The sequence below is a fragment of the Oceanicola sp. S124 genome, from assembly GCF_000220565.1.
Lineage (GTDB): Bacteria > Pseudomonadota > Alphaproteobacteria > Rhodobacterales > Rhodobacteraceae > Pseudooceanicola.
The window spans coordinates 1-18,320 of record NZ_AFPM01000230.1; the positions used below are offsets into that span (position 1 = coordinate 1).

Here is an 18,320-nt window from a genome sequence, read left to right on the forward strand (position 1 = left end):
CGAGACGATATCCTCGCCGTTCAGCGCCGCGCTGCCGCCGGTCACCTGCAATTCGCCGCGCGGCAGCAGGTCCATGGTCACCAGAGAGGTCACGGATTTGCCAGAGCCGCTTTCGCCGACGAGGCACAGCGTCTCGCCCGGCGCGATGTCGAAGGAGATGCCCTTCAGGATCTCGGCCGGGCGGCGGCCCATGGCGGCGACCTTCAGGTCGCGCACCGAGAGGACGGGTTGGCCGGGTTGGGAGGCAGTCATCACGAGCGGCCTTTCATCTTGGGGTCCAGCCGGTCGCGCAGGGCGTCGCCCAGCAGGTTGATCGACAGGATGCAAAGCGACAGCACGATGGCCGGCCAGTAGACCAGCCAGGGGTTCAGCGCGAAATAGAGGCGCCCCTCGGCCATGATGTTGCCCCAGGTGGGGGTCTCGGTGCCGATGCCGACGCCGAGGAACGACAGCGCGGCCTCGGTCAGGATGGCGGAGGCATAGACATAGGTGCCCTGGACGATCAGCGGCGCGATGGTCGAGGGCAGCAGGTGGCGCCAGATGATCCGCATCGGGCTGGTGCCCAGCAGGACGGCGGCCTCGACGAAGGTTTCCGACCGGGTGGCCAGCACCCGGGCGCGCACCAGCCGCACGACCTGCGGGATCTCGGGCAGCATGATGGCGATGATCACGGTGGTCAGCCCGGCCTTGGTCAGCGCCACGATGGCGATGGCCAGCAGAATGCCGGGGATCGCCATCAGCCCGTCCATCGCCCGCATCAGCACGGCATCAAGGCCCCGGAACCACCCGGCCAGCAGGCCGAGGGGCAGGCCGATCAGGATGGCGCCAAGCGCCACGCCGGCCCCGACCAGAAGCGAGACACGGGCACCGTGGATCACGCGTGAGTAAAGGTCGCGCCCGAAGCTGTCGGTGCCCATCCAGTAGGTGCCGTCGGCGGGCTTCAGGCGCATCATCGCGTTCAGCTCGGTCGGCGGGAAATTGGCGATGCGGGGCGCGAAGAGCGCCATGGCGACGATTGCCAGCAGCACGATCAGGGCCAGCACCGTGGTCCAGTGGGGCGGGGTCTCGATCAGGCGCTTTCGCAGGCTTTGGGTCTGGCTCATTGGTAGCGGATCCTCGGGTCGGTCAGCGCATAGGAGAGGTCGATGGCCAGGTTGATCAGCACGTAGGTGCCGGCGGTCAGCAGGATGATCGCCTGGATCAGCGGGTAGTCGCGGGCCAGCACGGCATCGACCACAAGGCGGCCAAGGCCGGGGATGTTGAACACCGTCTCGGTGACCACCACGCCCGAGATCATCATGGCAAAGCCGGTGCCGACCACGGTCAGGATCGGGATGGCGGCATTGCGCAGGGCATGGCGGAACAGCACCAGCCCCTCGGGCAGGCCCTTGGCACGGGCGGTGCGGACATAGTCCTCGCGCAGGACCTCGAGCATCGAGGCGCGGGTCATGCGGGAAATCAGCGCGATGTAGATCGAGGCCAGGGCCAGGCCGGGCAGGAAGATGCGATGCGCGAAGGGGCCGATCCCGTCGGCCAGGGCCTTGTAGCCCTGCACCGGGAACCAGCGCAGGTTCACCGCGAAGACACCGATCAGCACGTAGCCGATGACGAAGATCGGCACCGAGAAGCCGATGACCGACACCGTCATCACCAGCCGATCGGTCATGCCGCCGTCCCGCCAGGCCGCCAGCACGCCCATGGGCAGGGCAAACAGCAGGGTCATTGCCATGGCGAGCAGTGCCAGCGCCAGCGTCGGGCCCAGCCTCTGGCCGATCATCTCCAGCACGGGGCGGTCCGAGATCAGCGAGCGACCGAAATCGCCCTGCAGCATCTGGCCGATCCAGGTGACGAACTGGACCGAAAGCGGTTCGTTCAGCCCGAGGCTTTCGCGGATCGCCTCGAGCTGGGCCAGCGAGGCCTGGTCGCCGGCAATCGCCTGGGCCGGGTCTCCGGGGGTGAGGCGCAGCAGCAGGAAGACGAAGACCGCGACGAAGAACATCACGGGGATCGCCATCAGCAGCCGGCGCAGGAAATAGCTGAGCATCATGGGCCTCGGGAACTGGGTGGTGCGCAGGGGGTGCGGCGGGGGCGAGAGATGGAAAAGGGGCGGGCGGCCCGGAACAGGCCGCCCGCCCTAGTCGGGGAGAGGTTACTTGTGGACGCCCCAGAACAGGGTGATCGGGCCGGACTGGATGTCCTGTAGCTCGGTCCGCCAGGCGGCGACGGATTTGAACTCGCCCGCGTTGAAGTAGAAGCTGTCGTCCCAGGCGATCTGCTGGATCTCCTCGGCGATCTGCTTCTGCTCGTCCAGGGTGCCGGCGGTCAGGTAGTCGGCGCGCAGCTCTTCCATGCGGGCATTGACCGGCCAGCCGGCCCAGCTGTTGTCATCGCCCGAGCCGTTGATCAGCGAATGCACCAGCGGGTTCCAGATGCCGGCGACGCCCCAGTAGGTGAAGAAGTAGTTCCAGCCGCCCTCGGCAACCGGCTGCCAGCCGTTCTTGCGCGATTGCAGGGTGGACCAGTCCATCGAGGCGACCTCGACGGTGAAGCCCGCTTCACGCATCCGCTCGGCGGCGACGATGGGCTGGGTGGTCAGCACGGTCAGGTCGGTGGGCTGCATCATCAGCACCGGGGTGCCGTCGTAGCCCGAGGCGGCCAGCAGCTCCTGCGCCTTGGCCATCCGCTCGTCCGCGCTGCCTTCCAGGTATTCGGCGCCCACGTCAGAGGCCAGCGGCACTTCGCAGCCGTAGATCGAGGGGCAGAGCTGGTAGTACTCGGAGTTGCCGATGGCGGTCTGCATCAGGGTTTCCTGGTCCAGCGCATACATGGCGGCCTTGCGGACTTCCGGGTCATCGAAGGGCGGCAGGCGGTGGTTGAAGCGGCCGGTCACCTGGGCGCCGAGCGGGTTCAGGATACCGGTCTCGACCTCGTCGTTCATCGCCAGCAGCGGCAGCAGGTCGATGGTGACCTGTTCGATCAGGTCCACGTCGCCCGACTGGATGGCGTTGATCGAGGTCTGCATGTCGGGCATCGCCTGCCAGACCACGCGGTCGACGTTCACCACCTTGGCGCCGGCGGTCCAGCTGGCGGGCTCATCCCGGGGCACGTAGTCCTCGTTCTTCACGTAGACCGCCTGGTCGCCGGGGCGGTACTCGTCGGCCACGAACTTGAAGGGGCCCGAGCCGATGATCTCGGGGATCTGTTCGCCGACGGGTGTGTCGGCCAGCCGCTTGGGCATCATGAAGGCGGGGATGGGCGAGGGCTTGGCCAGCAGCTCGAGCAGCGGGCCGAAGGGGGATTTCATGTGGATGACCAGCTCGCGCTCGGAGGTGGCCTCGATGCTGTCGACATATTGCATCATGGTCTTGGCTGAGCCGTCGCTTTGCGACCAGCGCATCAGCGAGGCGACGCAATCCTCGGCGGTGACCGGGGTGCCGTCGTGCCACATCAGGCCGTCGCGCAGGGTCAGCGTGTAGGTCAGCATGTCGTCCGAGACGACGTAGTCGGCCATCTGCGGCTGCGGCTGATAATCGGCGTCCATGCCCAGCAGGGTCTCGAAGACCATGAAGCCATGGGTGCGGACGATCTGCGCGGTGCTCAGATGCGGATCGAGCGAGCGCAGCGGCGCCTGCATGACGGCGGTCAGGGTGGTTTCGGCCCAGGCCGGAAGGGCCACGGTGCCGGCCAGCAGGGCGGCCATGCCGAGGGACTTGAGGGGGTGGAAGGTCATTCTTGGTCTCCGTGTTGGGTGGATGGTTTCTTGTTGTTGTTTCGGTGGGTGCTAGGGGCGCCAGGGGTAGGCGCCGGTGGTGTCGAACTGCCGGTAGGGGATCAGCCGCACGTCGGCAGGGCCGAGATCGGGCGTGTCGGTGACCAGGATCGCCTTTGCCAGCGGCGTGTAGAAATCGCGGAAGTGGGTCTTTGATCGCAGCAGGATCACGTCGTAGTCCTCGGGCCGCTCGCCGAAGATGAAGAACGGGTCGCCATCCACCGCGAAGGCGAAATGCGAGACCAGCGAGATGCGGATGTCGCCGACCTCGACCAGTGCCGTCAGGCCCAGGTCGACCGGCGCGCCCTGCTGGTAGCGGCCCGAGACGGTGAAGCGCTTTTCGCCGCTCCAGAGCACGCGGACGGTCAGATCCAGCGGGCCGCCGGTTTCCGGGGCGCTCTTGCCGCCGATGCTCAGCGTGACCTCGGCACCCGCGCCCGCCGCATGGGCGGCGGCGGCGCTTTCGGGATCCAGCAGGAAGGGCACCATGACGCGTCCAAGATCTGGGCCAAGATCTGGGCCAGGGTCGGTCCCCAGAACGGCGCGCAGCCCATGGGTGCTGTCGTTCATCCGGTCGGCATGTTCCAGGATCACCACCGGCGCGCCGTTGCCGCGCAGGCGGGCGGCCTCGGCCAGGGCCGCGTCCATCTGCCAGATCGGGATGGCGTCCGACAGCTCGACCCGGGCGGCATGCAGCGCGTCCGAGAGGCGCGCGGCCTTCTCTTCTGCCGCCTGCTGGCCCTGCCAGTCGAGGCAGATCACCGACATGCCGGTATTGGCGCTGTCGGCATAGGCGAAACCGCCCATGACCGAGATGTCACAATCGCCTGCGGCTTCCTCGGCCCGGGCCATTTCGATCAGGCCTGCCAGCGGCTGCAGGGCCGTGGCCGAGAGGATCGAGGGGATGACCACGCCGGGACGGGCCACGGCAAGGCCGGGGCGCTCTCCGGTCTCGATCATCCGCAGCAGGGCCCGGGCGGCGCGTTCGCCGGTCTCGCCCATGTCGATATGCGGCGAATGACGGTAGGCCACGGCGATATCGGCGGCGGCGAAGGTCGCCGCATCGACATTGCCGTGATAGTCCAGCGGTACGGCGATCGGCAGGTCGGGGGCGCGGGCGCGCTCGATCAGATAGCGTTCCACGTCGGCAAAGCCCGGCGCCCAGCAGGCCCCGTGCAGGTAAAGCACCAGCCCGTCCAGCGGCCCCGAGGCCGCAAGGCCCTGCGCCAGCTCATCGGCGAAGGCGATGATCGCGGCATCCTCGGCCGGACCAAGGGCGCCCAGCAGGGAATGGAACAGCGGCACCATCTCGGCCCCCGCATCCTCAAGCACCTTCAGCACGCCGCCCGCCACCGTGTTGGTGCCCCGGTACTGCGCCGGGATCTCGGCGCCCCGGACACAGACCCGCTCGAAATCCGCAAGGGTCGAGACCTGGGGCGCGGCGGTGACGGATTCGAGGTTGAGACCGGCAAAGGCGATGCGGCGCGTCATGATCAGGCCTCGGTGACGCGGCGGATGGCGCGCGACAGGCGTTCGGTGATCTGGTCGATCTCGCCCTCGGTGCAGATATAGGGGGGCGCCAGCAGCACGTGATCACCGTTCACCCCGTCGATGGTGCCGCCCATGGGATAGCAGAGCAGGCCCTCGGCCATGGCTTCGGCCTTGATGCGCGCGTGGATCTTGCGGGCCGGATCGAAGGGCGTCTTGCTGTCCTTGTCGGCGACGATCTCGATGCCGCGGAACAACCCGCGCCCGCGGATGTCACCCACGTAGGGCGATTGGCCAAGCGCGGCATCAAGCCCGGCCTGCAGCCTGTCGCCCAGCCGGTTGACCCGCTCCATCATGCCGGGGCGCGAGATGACCTCGACCACCTTGTTGGCGGCGGCGGCGGCGACCGGGTGGCCGATGTAGGTGTGCCCGTGCTGGAACAGGCCCGAGCCGTCGCGGAAGGCCTCGAAAACCTGTTGCGACAGCAGCACGCCGCCGACCGGCTGGTAGCCTCCGCCCAGCCCCTTGGCGATGGTGACGAGGTCGGGAACGATGCCCTCCTGCTCGAAGGCGAAGAGGCTGCCGGTGCGCCCCATGCCGCACATCACCTCGTCGAGGATCAGCAGGATGCCGTGACGGTCGCAGAGCGCCCGGATGCGGCGGAAGTAGTCGGCCACGGCAGGCACCGCGCCAAGGGTGGCGCCGACCACCGGCTCGGCCACGAAGGCCATCACCTGATCGCCGCCCAGCTCGTCGATCTTCTGTTCCAGCTCGGCGGCAAGACGGGCCGCATAGGCCTCGGGCGCCTCGCCCTCGCGCTGGTCGCGATAGGCGTAGCAGGGCGCGACATGGTGGGTCTCGGGCAGGATCGGCTGGAACTGCACCCGCCGCATCGCATTGCCGCCGGTGGCCAGCGCGCCGATGGTATTGCCATGATAGCTCTGGCGGCGGGCGATGATGTGGCGCCGCTGCGGCTGTCCGATCTCGACGTAGTACTGCCGCGCCATCTTCAGCGCCGCCTCGACCGCCTCGGAGCCGCCCGAGACCATGTAGAGATAGTTCAGCGGATCGGGGGCGAGGGCGGTCAGCCGTTCGGCCAGCTCCTCGGCGGCGTCGGTGGTGAAGAAAGAGGTGTGGGCATAGGACAGCCGCCCGATCTGTTCGACCATGGCTTCCAGCACCTCGGGGTGATCGTGGCCGAGGCAGCTGACCGCCGCGCCGCCAGAACCGTCGATGTAGCGGCGCCCGGCCGCGTCGGTGATCGTCACGCCCTGGCCCGAAACGGCGCGGGACAGGCTGGCCCCGATCTTGCGGTGAAGAAGTCTGGTCATGGTCTTTCCGTCTGTCGTTGCGGCCGGGCCGGGAATCGCGGGGCTGGCCCGCCGTCCTCTCTTGGTTGGCAGGATGGCTCGCGCATTGCAACAAGTGTTTCATAAAATTATAATAAGAAACGATTGATACTTGATTTGCGCTCGTGAAACGTTCAAATCCTGTGCAGGCAGTTTCGCAAGCCCATGAAGTGCAATGATTTCTTGTTTTCCTTCCCTCCGTGGCGCAGAAACGACCCAGTGCAGAACGGGGAGGTGAAACACATGTTGCAACAGGATGCCCTGCGAGACCGCATCGTCGCGCGCTTCGAGGAGATGTCGCCGCAGCTGCAGCAGGCGGCGCGCTACATCCTCGAGAACACCCAGGAAGTCGCCCTTGTCTCGATGCGCGAGCTGGCACGCAACGCGGGGGTGCAGCCGGCAACGATGACCCGGCTGGCCAAGTTCCTGGATTTGCCGGGCTATGACGATATCCGCAGCCACTATTCCGACGCGCTGCGCCTGCGGGCCGATGGCTTTGCCGCCCGGGCGCGCGCGCGCGAGGGGCAGGGTGGGGCCGTCGGTGGCGGTCTGGCGCAGGAGATGTTGCAGGGTCTTTCGGCCCAGGTCGCCCGGTTGAGCGAGCCCGAGACCCTGGCCCAGCTTGAGGCCGCCGCCGACCTGCTGGCCGGCGCCCGCCGGGTCTACGTGCTGGGGCTGCGCTCGTGCCATTCGGTGGCCTGGCACTTCCACTACGTGATGACCCTGCTGGGCGACCGGACGGTGCATCTGGATGGCCCGGCGGGCACCGGCACCGACGGGCTGCTGCGTGCGGGCCCCGAGGACGTTCTGCTGGTGATCTCGATCAGCCCCTATGCGCTGCACTCGCTCGAGCTGGCGAGCCTTGCGCGCGAGAAGGGGCTGTCGGTGGTGGCGATCACCGACAGCGAGGTCTCGCCGCTGGTCGCGATCTCGGACCGGGTGATCCTCTGTTCAACCGAAAGCCGCACCTTCTTCCACACCCTCACCCCCGCGCTGGCGGTTTCGGAGGTGCTCTGCGGCCTGCTGGCGGCGCGTGATCGCGAAGGATCGCTGAAGGCGCTGCAGGAGGCGGACCAGCATCTTGCCGCCCTCAACATCTATGCCAACACGATCCCGCGCCGCAGGATCTGACCGGAAAGCCACATGACAAGACCCCGCCGCATTGCCGTCGCCCGCCTCTGGCACGAGGCCAATTCCTTCAATCCCGTCCCGACCGGGCTGGAGGATTTCCGCCGCCGGGAATGGACGCGGGGCGCGGCGGCGCTGGAGGGTGCGCGCGGCACGGCGACCGAACTGGGTGGGCTGGTGCGCTTTCTCGATGCGCATCCGCATTGGCAAGTGACGGTCTCGCGCTGCACCTCGGCGCCGCCCCTGGGGCCGGTGACGCAGGCGGCGCTGGCGACGATCCGTGACGAGATCCTGGCCGACCTCGCCGGGCAGGATTGGGATGGCGTCTACCTCTCGCTGCATGGTGCGATGGTGGCCGAGGGCGATCTGGCGCCGGACTACAGCCTGATCCGCGCGGTGCGCGAGGTGATCGGACCGGATCCGCTGCTGGCGGTCAGCCTGGACATGCACGCCTGCATCGACCCCTCGCTGGCGGGCGCGGCGGACATCCTGTCGGGCTACCAGACCTACCCCCATGTCGACATGGACGATACCGCGATCCGGGCGCTGAGCACGATGGAGCGCGCCTTTGCCCTTGGCACGCGCCCCGCCATCGCCCTGAGCCAGCTGGATTTTGCGCCGCTTTCGCACGGCATGCGGACCGCCGAAGGGCCAATGGCCGAGCTGGTGGCGCTTGGCCGGCAGGCTTGTCGCGACGCGGGGCTTGAGGATGTGACCTTCTTCGGCGGCTTCACCTATGCCGATACCCCCAACACCCGCGCCACGGTGGCGGTGACCCATCAGCCCGATGTCGCCCCGGCGCCGATGCTCGGGACGCTCGCGGCGGCCTACCTGGCGCGACGCGACGCCTTCCGGGTGGACCTGCCCGGCGCCGAAGAGGGCGTGGCACTGGCGCTGGACCACCTCGCCCGGGGCGCGCGCTGGCCCGTGGTTCTGGTGGATGCGGCGGACAATCCGCTTTCGGGCGGGATCGGGGATACCACGGCGCTGCTGCGCGCGATGCTGGCCTGCGGAAGCGATCTGCCGATGCTCTTCTGCTTCTTCTACGATCCGGCGCTGGTCGCGCTGGCGCATGAGTTGGGTGAGGGGGCCGAGATCGACTGTGCGCTTGGCGGCCGGATCGCGCCCGACTTCGGCGCTCCGGTGCCCTTCCAGGGCGTGGTCGAACGGTTGACCGATGGCCGGTTCCGCAACCGTGGTCCCTTCGAATACGGGCGCGAGATCGACATGGGCCGCACCGCCGTGCTGCGCGCCGGGCAGATGCGCGTGGTCATCAGCGAGACCTGCCAGAGCGCCAACGACCCCGCCTGGTGCGATCTGAATGGCATCGACCTGGCGCAGGTCGCGCTGTTCGGCATCAAGGCCAAGAACCACTTCCGCGCCGGGTTCGAGCCGCTCTGCGGGCCGATCCTCGAGGTGGATTGCCCCGGTGTGGCGCCGGCGGACATGTCGCTGCTGCCCTACAGGCATCTGCCCCGGGCCTTCTACCGCTGATCCGGATCAGGCGGCGGGCCTGCCCCGTGGTGCGCCTTGTCGGGGCCCGGTGAGGGTGGTGCGCTCGCCGGATCGTCCGCCATACACCGGGGCCGGCCCTCGTCCTGCGGAACAATTGGCGGCACATTCGGCGCCGGATGGGCGCGGCAACGGAAAGCCTCCGCAACGTCTGCGGAGGGCACGGGACCGGGTGGCAGGGGCCTGTCGCCTTCTTGCACGGCCCTGTCGCGCCGGACCTCCCGGCCCGAGGTCTCTGGTCTCCGTCCCGGTCCGCGTCAGATCCTTTGGCATCATGTCCGGGTCATGATGCTCTGCATCCGGTCGATGGGGGCGAGAGGCGCCATCGGGCAGGCGGCGGGGCAGCGATGGACTGGCCTGGTTCTAGTGCCGAGGGTCGTGGTAGCCGGTCGTGCCGGAGGCCGCGCCCAGCACGAGGCCTGCCTGCCCCGCAAGCGGGCTGTATGCCAGGATGGGGGCAACGTCGTGGCCTCGCGCCGCAAGGCCTGCCATGACCTCTTGCCCCGCATGTCCTTCGACCTTCAGGGAATGGCTCTGGTCAGAGAAGGTACGCCCCAACAGGAAGCGCGGGGCGCTCAGCGCATCGGAGGGAGAGGCGTGGTAGTCGATCAGATGCGTCAGAACCACCGAAAGCGTCTGGGGTTGGCCGTCGGCGCCCTGGGTTCCGAAGGCGAACTCGGGGTGGCCGTCGGCATCCAGCGCAATTCCCGGCGTCAGGGTGTAGAAAGGCAGCTTCCCGGGGGCGAATGCATTCGGGTGGCCCCGAGACGCACTGAACGCGGCGCCACGGTTCTGCCAGACGATCCCGGTGTCGCCGGCCATCACGCCCGCACCCCAGTCGAAATAGGTGCTCTGCAGCACGCTGGCCGCATTTCCCGCGCTGTCGATGGCCCCGAGAAACGCGGTGTCGCCGTGCTGCCATGGGTCTGGCCAGGGCAACGCGCGGTTGGGACAGATCGCTGCCGCCTTCGTGTCGAGTGTCGCTGCGCTGAGAAGCCGCTGCACGTCCACATTGGCAAAGCGCGGATCGGCGATCTGCCGGCGGTCCCGAAAGGCCTGTTTCACGGCTTCGATGCAGAGGTGCAGGTGCGCCGCGCTTCCCGGGCTCAGGTCGGCCAGGTCCAGCCGTCCGAGACTGCCCATGATCTGCAGGAAGGTGATGCCCTGCGTCGGCGGCGGAGGTGCCAGAAGACAGCGGTCGCGGTAGGGGGTGGAGAGCGGAGCGGTTTCCCTCGTGCGCGTCCGTGCCAGATCCGCGGCGGAGATGGCAATGCCCTGGTCGTTCAGCCCGGCGAGGATGCGGCGCGACAGCGTTCCCTCGTAAAAGTCCCGGGCCCCGCGCTCGGCAAGCGTCTCAAGGGTCTCTGCCAGGGCGGGTTGGCGCATCAGCGCCCCGGCCGGGCGTGGCCGGCCGTCGAGAACAAAGACGCCCTCAAACCCGGGCCAATCCGCAATCTCGGGGTGTCGGTAGGCGGTCCAGAAGGCCTGGGATCGCGAGACCCGATGGCCCTCGCGGGCGATCGACGCGGCAGGGCCGATGAGATCTTCCCAGCGGGCGGTCCCGCCGAGAGCCTGCGTGGAGTAATCCAGCGCATGCGCCCAGCCGTCGACCACGGCGGCGCTCGTCAGCACGGAGTCGCGTCCCCGGTCCGGGATCGGAGCGGTCGGGGCGGGGCGCTGCAGGCCCTGTCCGATGGCGAGGAAGCAGCGCCTGTCTCCCTTGCGGTCGGCGACCAGCCAAACCGCATCACCGCCCAAGCCGCAGAAATGCGGTGCGACGACGGATAGCACCGCCCCGGCGGCAATGATCGCCTCGGGCGCGGTTCCGCCTGCGTCCAGAACCCGCTGACCAATCTCGGTCGCAAGCGGGTGCGGCGTGGTCATGGCGCCAGATGTCATCGTTGCGGAACCGCGAGCGAGGCGCGGATGATGCCCACCACTTCTTCCCGGCGGAGGTCGAGGAAGGCCGGATCGCCAAGGTCCCGGCCGAGCACGACGCTCATCGTCTGGCCGTTGGCTATGTGGATGGTCGAAAGCCCGAGGATCGACAGGTAGAGCATGCCCGGGTCCGGACGGCGCGCGAAGGACCGGTCCTTCAGGCCGCGGTCGAGCACCGCGTCGATGGCCTCGATCAGGGTCTTTGCGCGCGCATTGACGCTGCCCAGGTCGCGCACCTCCTTTGCGTCTGTCATGTTCTCGATCCGCATCAGGGCCTGGAACTGCGGGTTCTGGCACATGTAGTCGAAGGTGAAGCGGACGAGCCCGTCGATGGCCTCGACGGGGGGCAGATCCCAGAAGGTCGCCTCCGCTTCTGCCTTTCGCAGGCGGTCGTAGGCCTGTTCCAGGCAGGCGCGGTAGAGGCCGTGCTTGTTGCCGAAGTAGTGGTAGAGCATCCGGACGTTGCAATTCGCGTCCTTGACGATTCGCGCCACGCTCGCGCCCTCGTATCCGTGGCGCACGAAGTCGGCGGTGGCGGCGTCGATCAGCCGCCGGGCGACCGCCCCATAGGCCTCGGCCGGGCTCGAGTCTTCGTTGGATTGACCCGTCATCATTCAAATCCTGCTCAATTTTAAGGCTCTGTGCGCTGGCTTTGGGCGGTTTCAGACTTTTCTCGTCTCATTTTCCGTCGCGGAGGCCGATACACATTCCGCAAATGGTAAGTAAACGTTCACTTACTTTCTGACTGCTGCTCTCAGCGGGCGCAAGGTCAAAAAGCGAAACGTCCCTGCCACATCGGCATGGCCCAACGGATTGGATCGAGATGACCAAGAAACTGCACATGATACTGGCAAGTACGGCAATCGCCGCCGCAGGCTCTGCTGCGCTGGCGCAGGACTTCACCGACAAGCGCGTTGCCGTCGCGATCACCGAAACGATTTCGGGCTACAATCCCTATGCGGATCCCGTCGTCCTGCTGGGGAGTGTCTGGTGCCAGGTCTACGGCTGCATCACGCGCTACGACTGGGAGGCAGGAGAGTTCGTTCCCTTCCTCGCGGAGTCGGTCGAAACCCTGGATGAGCTGACCTGGGAAATCACGCTGCCCGAGGGGCTGACCCGTCACAATGGCGATCCGGTCCTGGCGGCGGACATCGTCCACTCGATCGAATATCTCGGCTCCAATCCCGGCTCGGGCAAGTCCTATCTCGTGGCGGGATGGGAGAAGGTCGAGGCGATCGACGACCGCAGGGTCCATATCACCACCGCGACACCTGATGCGACGCTGCGGGACAACCTTGCCGGGGTCGCGGTGACCTCGAAGGCCCTTTTCGACGAGATGGGTGACGACATGTTCCGCCAGGCGCCCTATGGCGCGGGCCCCTACAAGCTGTCCGACATCAGCATCGGCGAGCACATGATCATCGAACGCAACGACGATCACCCGATGGTGCAGGCGCAGAACCCGCGGCAGATCATGTTCCGCATCATGCCCGAGCCCGAGCAGCGGGTCACCGCCCTGGCCAACGGCGAGGTGCAGATCGCTCAGCTGGTGCCGCCGCAGCTTCGTCCCCGTGTCGAAGGCTTGCCCAATGCCCGGATCGAAACGACCAACTCGGTCGAGATGATGTTCCTGGGCATGTCGCCGAAGACCCATCCCTGGGAGGTGAAGGAAGCGCGCCAGGCTGTCGCCCATGCGATCAACCGCGAAGCCATCGTCGCGGCGATCCTGCAGGGCCAGGCCAAGCTGCTGGATGGCCCGGTCAGCCAGGGTCAGCTGGGGTTCGATCCCGACTTCAAGAGCCCCTATGACTACAACCCCGAACGCGCCCGCGAGCTGCTGGCCTCTGTCGGGCTGGAAGGGGTCGAGGTCACCCTTTCGACGCCGGTCGGTCGCTACACTGCGGACCGCCAGATCACCGAGGCGATGGTGCCCATGCTCGAGGAGGCCGGGTTCAGCGTCACGCTCGACACGCCGGAATGGGCCACGCTCTGGGCCAATGTGCAGCAGGGCAACGTGCCCTTCTACTACATGGGGCGAGGCTCGATGATCGACCCGTCGCGGGCGCTGCACCAGTACTTCGCGACCGGTGGATCGCCGCGCCTGGGCTTCTCGAATGCCGAGCTGGACGCGCTGCTGGCCGCCGAGCGTGCCGAATTCGATCCTGCCACCCGGGCCGCCAGGATGCAGGAGGCCATCGTCAAGCTGGTCGACGAGGCGCCCGCCGCCTTCATGTGGCAGCACGAAATGGCCTGGGGTGTCGCCAATGGCGTGACCTTCAATCCGCATCCCGCGGATCAGGTCAACGGCTGGGAAATCCTCGTCGAGTGAGTGCCCGACCCCAACTGCCCGGGCCGTCCGCATGGCGGCTCGGGCTTCGCGAGGACCAAGGATGCTGATGTATCTCTCCAAACGTATTCTCGGGGCCATCCCCGTGCTGATCGTGGTGGCTGCCGTGGTCTTCACCCTGATGCAGTTTGCGCCGGGCGATGCGGTGAACATGCTGGTATCAGACGAGGCCTCCGAGGCGGACAAGGCCGCGATCCGCGAGGCCTGGGGCCTGGACCGGCCGCCGCTCGTGCAGTTTCTCAGCTTCCTGGGCAATGCCGTGACCGGCGATTTCGGGACCTCGTTCAAGTACAAGGTCCCCGTGATGGAGCTGGTGATGGAAAAGCTGCCGGCGACCATCGAGCTTGCGCTGGCCTCGACCCTCGTTGCGGTGGTGATCGGCATCCCCCTTGGTGTCCTGGCCGGCGCACGGCCCGGCTCGGTCTGGGACAGCATGGCGTCGGCCTTCAGCTTTGCCGGCATCTCGATGCCCAACTTCTGGCTCGGCATCCTGCTGATCCTGCTCTTTGCGGGGCAATGGCACCTGCTGCCCTCTGGCGGACGGACCCCATGGGGGCTGGATCTGCCGCGTATCACCGGCTTCCACCTTGTCGATTCCGTCCTGCAGGGCCGGTGGGATGCCTTCCTCTCGACGCTTCGCTATCTGGCGCTGCCCTCGATCGTCATGGGCACCAACATGATGGGCATCATCGCGCAGATGACCCGGGCTTCGGTGCAGGAGGCCCTGCACGAGGACTATGTCGTGACCGCCCGGGCCAAGGGTCTCAGCGGTCAGCGGGTGCTGTGGCGGCATGCCTTCCGCAACGCCCTGATCGGCGTGGTGACGATCATCGGGCTCGAGTTCGGCGCGCTGCTGTCAGGGGCGATGATCGTCGAGACGGTCTTCGCATGGCCGGGGATCGGCAGCCTGCTGATCCAGGGCATCGCCGCGCGGGACTTTCCGCTGATCATCGGCCTGGTACTGGTCTACACGGGCCTGTTCATCCTGGTGAACCTGCTGATCGACCTTCTTTACACGCTCATCGATCCCCGGATCCGGGTCAGCTGAGGGGCTCTCAAGATGAACACCCAAACCTCCCCTGCCACCTTGCCCGGCCTCTGCGCACGTCTGCGGAAACGCTATCGCCAGATGACCGGGTTCAAGGCGCTGTTCGGGCTGGGCATGGTCGCGATCCTGCTGCTGATGGGGCTCTTCAGCCCGCTTCTGGCGCCGCATGCCCCCAACAGCCAGGACCTGATGAGCGCCATGCGCCCGCCGGACTGGACCGGGCCACATGTGCTGGGCACGGATCACCTCGGGCGGGATATCCTGAGCCGCATCATCTACGGGTCCCGCGTGTCGCTGGTGATCGCCATCGCCGTGGCGGTCTTCGCCAGCCTGCTCGGGGTCTTCCTGGGCGTGGTGGGCGGCTACTTCGGCGGGCGGATCGACGCGGCCGTCCAGAAGGTGACCGAGATCTTCTGGTCCTTCCCGCCGCTCATGCTGGCGATCGCCATCGTCGCCTTCATCGGACAGGGGCTGGTGATCGTCGTCATCGCCCTGACCGCGCAGCGATGGATTCCCTATTGCCGCGTCACCCGCGCCGAGACCATGGCCCTCAGGGACCGCGAGTTCATTCTCTCGGCCCGATCGCTCGGCGCATCGAGCCGGTTCATCATCCTGCACCACATCCTGCCGAACGTGATGCTGTCGATCATCGTGATGACCAGCTTCGCCATGGCCAACGCGATCATCGCCGAAGCCTCGCTCAGCTTCCTGGGCCTCGGCGTGCCACCGCATATCCCCACCTGGGGCGGCATGCTGTCCGACAGCCGGGCCTATATCTCCAGCGCCTGGTGGATGGCGCTGTTCCCGGGGCTTGCCATCTTTCTCACCGTTCTGGGGCTGAACCTGCTCGGCGATGCGCTGCGCAACCAGTTCGACCCCAAGCTGAAATCCCACTGACACCTCACTGATCTCACGGAGACGACCCCATGACGACCCTCACCCGAAGCCACACCGAGACAATGGACGGAGCAAAGCGCTCGCTGGTCTGCAAGACGGGGGCCTGGACCCATTTCATCGGCCTGCAGCCGCGCAACCTGGACGGGGACATCAAGGAGCAGGCGGCAGATGTAGTCGCCCAGCTCGAAGCCCTGCTGGAAGAGGCCGGCCTTGCGCAGCAGGATCTCTTCACCGTCACCATCTGGCTGAAGGACATGCGGTACTTCTCGGCGCTGAACGCAGTCTGGAACGGCTGGGTCGATGACGCCAACCCGCCGGCCCGCACCTGTGTCTCGGGTGAGCTCTACCGTCCCGACCTGCTGCTGGAAGTGGTGGCCGTGGCCTACAAGAGCGAGGTGGCAGCATGAGCATTCTCAAGACCGGGCGGATCGACAGATGGGGGCCGAAGATCTTCCTGGGGTCGGCGGCGGGCGACATCGCCTCGGTCTGCCTGACGGCGCCGGACAAGTCCGGCAGCTTCGCCGAACAGACCCGGGGCATCTTCGCGGTGATCGACGATCTGCTGGCGCAGATGGGCTCTGATCGCTCGGCCCTGATCTATGCCCAGGTCTGGCTGGCCGGGATGGAGCACTGGCCCGAGTTCGTGCCGCTCTGGAACGATTGGGTGGGGGCTGCACATGCCCCCGGACTGTCGGTGGTCGAAATGGCCGCCTCGCGCCGGGACTCGCGCCTGGAAATCCGTGTCTGGGCCGACCGCCCTGCCGCGGCCTGACAACGGAGACCGGCTGTGACCACCTTGAAGGACCCTCTGCTGGATATCGAGAACCTGAACGTCTGCTTCGGGGGCGACAGGCGACCCGTTGTGCAGGACGTTTCGCTGAGCCTCTCACGGGGTGAGATCCTTGCGCTGGTGGGGGAGAGCGGGTCGGGCAAGTCGGTGACCGTCAAGTCGGTCATGCGGCTGATCGATCACCAGGGGGGTCACATCACGGCCGGGCGCATCCTGCTCCATGATCGGGGGCCGGCCGAACCGGCCGACCTTGCCCGATTTGGCGAACGGCAGATGCGCCGGGTGCGTGGATCGCGGATCGCGATGATCTTCCAGGATCCGATGACCTCGCTGAACCCGGTGATGACCATAGGTCATCAGCTGACCGAAGCGATCAGGGAGCACCGGCCCGACGTCGGAACGCCGCCAAAGGCGCGGGCCATCGAGATGCTCGAACGGGTCCGGCTGACTGATCCGATGCGCCGTTTCGACCAGTACCCGCACGAGCTGTCAGGTGGCATGCGGCAACGCGTGATGATCGCCATGGCGTTGATCTGCGAGCCGGACATCCTGATCGCCGACGAACCGACCACCGCACTCGATGTCACGGTGCAGGCCGAGATCCTGCAACTGATCCGCAGCCTGCAGGAGCAGACCGGCATGGGAGTCCTGTTCATCACCCATGACATGGGCGTCGTTGCCGAGGTTGCCGACCGTGTTGCCGTCATGCTCTCGGGGCGGGTCGTCGAGCAGGGACCGGTGGCGCGTATCTTCGACGCACCGGAGCATGCCTATACGCGCAAGCTGCTCGATGCCGCGCCGAAGTTCCGCACCGCCGGCAAACTGCCGGACAGGCTTGCGGCAGAGCGCGAGAGGGCCGAGGCCCCGGTGCTGTGGGTGCGACACCTGTCCACCCGCTTTCCCGTGCGTTCGGGCCTGTTGCGCCGGCACAGGGCCAACCTGCACGCGGTCAGCGACGTGTCCTTTGATCTGCACGCGGGCGAGACGCTGGCCGTCATCGGCGAAAGCGGCTGCGGCAAGTCCACCCTTGCCAAGTCGCTGTTGCGGCTGGTGCCGGCACAGGAGGGGCAGGCCTATCTGGCGAAGCAGGACCTTCTGGGGCTCGAGGGCGACGCACTGCGCGCCGCAAGAGACAATATCCAGATGGTTTTCCAGGATCCCTATGCGGCTCTCGACCCGCGCATGTCGGTGCGCCAGATCCTGCGAGAGCCCCTGCGCATTCGCGGGCTGCACCGCACCGATGCGGCAGGCGATGCGCGGCTCGGCGCGCTGATCGCACGTGTGGGGCTGCCGTCTGACAGTCTCGACCGGTATCCACACCAGTTCTCCGGAGGGCAACGCCAGCGGATCTGCATCGCGCGGGCTCTGACGATGCAACCCAAGGTCCTGATCGCGGATGAGCCCGTCTCGGCGCTGGATGTCGCCATCCAGGCGCAGATCCTCGCGCTTCTGGCCGACCTGAAGCGCGAGCAGAGGTTGGCGCTGATCTTCATTTCCCACGACATGGCCGTGGTCGAGCGGGTGGCGGACCGCATCCTCGTCATGTACCGGGGCATGATCGTCGAAGAGGGGCCGGCCGAAAAGGTGCTGGCCGCGCCGGCACATCCCTACACGCGGCGCTTGCTCGAGGCGGTGCCGGTCTCCCACCCTGGCCAGAGGTTCATCCGGGACATGTCCGGCCCCGTCACACGGGCTCCGATCTTTCCGATAGGCGCCCAGATGCAGTTGCCCCGCTGGGAGATGGTCTCGCCCGGGCATCGCTACTGTGTCGAGGGTGGCAGCGCGTGAGCGACTGACGACACCGGCGCGGGCCCCGCTCGGATCGAAAGGGGCCTGCGCCGTTTCTTCCTGCATCCAGTCCGGGCGAGGGGCGGCCGTGCCGGGCTGCCCTGCGGCATTCTTCCCTTGGGGGCGTTTCGCGCTGCCCTGTCGCCATGCCGTGTCATGGCGGCGGTCCAAACCCGAGTGGACCCCGGCGCGCCCCCGTGGCGCCTGCTTGGACAGTGGAGGCCTGCGGGCCGGCCTCCAAGTTGACCCGGCCCGGAAGGGTGGAG

16 protein-coding genes are annotated in these 18,320 nt (G+C 67.2%); 8 read left to right on the plus strand and 8 right to left on the minus strand.

The window, feature by feature from the left end:
* The 6 genes from OS124_RS28215 to OS124_RS0115755 all read right to left on the minus strand — a co-directional run.
* A partial coding sequence (locus OS124_RS28215; RefSeq protein ID WP_010140734.1) for an ATP-binding cassette domain-containing protein occupies window positions 1–252 on the minus strand: 252 nt, incomplete at its 3' end.
* Window positions 252–1,103, minus strand: coding sequence for an ABC transporter permease (locus tag OS124_RS0115735; RefSeq protein WP_010140735.1), 852 nt, complete (start codon window positions 1,101–1,103; stop codon window positions 252–254). The genes OS124_RS28215 and OS124_RS0115735, both read right to left, overlap by 1 nt.
* Window positions 1,100–2,044: an ABC transporter permease gene (locus tag OS124_RS0115740; RefSeq protein WP_010140736.1), complete on the minus strand. Its 945-nt coding sequence runs from the start codon at window positions 2,042–2,044 to the stop codon at window positions 1,100–1,102. The genes OS124_RS0115735 and OS124_RS0115740 overlap by 4 nt, the downstream gene beginning before the upstream one ends.
* A 105-nt stretch (window positions 2,045–2,149) precedes the next feature.
* Complete coding sequence (locus tag OS124_RS0115745; protein ID WP_010140738.1) at window positions 2,150–3,730, minus strand: ABC transporter substrate-binding protein; 1,581 nt, start codon at window positions 3,728–3,730, stop codon at window positions 2,150–2,152.
* A 51-nt stretch (window positions 3,731–3,781) separates the two neighbouring features.
* Window positions 3,782–5,260 (minus strand): M81 family metallopeptidase, encoded by a 1,479-nt coding sequence (locus tag OS124_RS0115750; protein ID WP_010140740.1) that lies wholly within the window; start codon window positions 5,258–5,260, stop codon window positions 3,782–3,784.
* A 2-nt stretch (window positions 5,261–5,262) separates the two neighbouring features.
* Complete coding sequence (locus OS124_RS0115755; protein ID WP_010140741.1) at window positions 5,263–6,588, minus strand: aspartate aminotransferase family protein; 1,326 nt, start codon at window positions 6,586–6,588, stop codon at window positions 5,263–5,265.
* Window positions 6,589–6,849: 261 nt separating this feature from the next.
* Between OS124_RS0115755 and OS124_RS0115760 the strand changes: the two genes are divergently transcribed.
* Together OS124_RS0115760 and OS124_RS0115765 are read left to right on the plus strand one after the other, a co-directional pair.
* Entirely contained in the window at window positions 6,850–7,737 is an 888-nt protein-coding gene (locus OS124_RS0115760) for a MurR/RpiR family transcriptional regulator (RefSeq protein WP_010140742.1), read from the plus strand.
* A gap of 12 nt (window positions 7,738–7,749) precedes the next feature.
* Window positions 7,750–9,228, plus strand: a complete 1,479-nt coding sequence (locus OS124_RS0115765) for a M81 family metallopeptidase (RefSeq protein WP_010140743.1) — start codon at window positions 7,750–7,752, stop codon at window positions 9,226–9,228.
* Between the two features lie 381 nt (window positions 9,229–9,609).
* Here OS124_RS0115765 and OS124_RS0115770 read toward each other — a convergent pair whose 3' ends face one another.
* Both OS124_RS0115770 and OS124_RS0115775 read right to left on the minus strand, forming a co-directional pair.
* Window positions 9,610–11,130 carry a gamma-glutamyltransferase family protein gene (locus OS124_RS0115770; protein WP_010140744.1) on the minus strand — a complete coding sequence of 507 codons (1,521 nt, stop codon included), beginning with the start codon at window positions 11,128–11,130 and terminating at the stop codon, window positions 9,610–9,612.
* A gap of 11 nt (window positions 11,131–11,141) precedes the next feature.
* Window positions 11,142–11,795, minus strand: a complete 654-nt coding sequence (locus OS124_RS0115775) for a TetR/AcrR family transcriptional regulator (protein WP_237708128.1) — start codon at window positions 11,793–11,795, stop codon at window positions 11,142–11,144.
* A 212-nt stretch (window positions 11,796–12,007) separates the two neighbouring features.
* Between OS124_RS0115775 and OS124_RS0115780 the strand changes: the two genes are divergently transcribed.
* The 6 genes from OS124_RS0115780 to OS124_RS0115805 all read left to right on the plus strand — a co-directional run bounded on the left by OS124_RS0115780 (window position 12,008) and on the right by OS124_RS0115805 (window position 18,054).
* Window positions 12,008–13,513 (plus strand): ABC transporter substrate-binding protein, encoded by a 1,506-nt coding sequence (locus tag OS124_RS0115780; RefSeq protein WP_029375488.1) that lies wholly within the window; start codon window positions 12,008–12,010, stop codon window positions 13,511–13,513.
* Window positions 13,514–13,574: 61 nt separating this feature from the next.
* The gene (locus OS124_RS0115785; protein ID WP_029375489.1) at window positions 13,575–14,579 is read left to right on the plus strand and encodes an ABC transporter permease; all 1,005 of its coding nucleotides are present in this window, start codon (window positions 13,575–13,577) and stop codon (window positions 14,577–14,579) included.
* A gap of 12 nt (window positions 14,580–14,591) precedes the next feature.
* Window positions 14,592–15,476 (plus strand): ABC transporter permease, encoded by an 885-nt coding sequence (locus OS124_RS0115790; protein ID WP_085994668.1) that lies wholly within the window; start codon window positions 14,592–14,594, stop codon window positions 15,474–15,476.
* Between the two features lie 29 nt (window positions 15,477–15,505).
* Complete coding sequence (locus OS124_RS0115795) at window positions 15,506–15,883, plus strand: Rid family hydrolase (RefSeq protein WP_010140749.1); 378 nt, start codon at window positions 15,506–15,508, stop codon at window positions 15,881–15,883.
* Window positions 15,880–16,248, plus strand: a complete 369-nt coding sequence (locus OS124_RS0115800) for a Rid family hydrolase (RefSeq protein WP_010140750.1) — start codon at window positions 15,880–15,882, stop codon at window positions 16,246–16,248. The genes OS124_RS0115795 and OS124_RS0115800 overlap by 4 nt, the downstream gene beginning before the upstream one ends.
* Before the next feature lie 15 nt (window positions 16,249–16,263).
* A complete protein-coding gene (locus OS124_RS0115805) occupies window positions 16,264–18,054 on the plus strand; it encodes an ABC transporter ATP-binding protein (RefSeq protein WP_010140751.1) in 1,791 nt (596 codons plus the stop codon).
* Window positions 18,055–18,320: the final 266 nt, after the last annotated feature.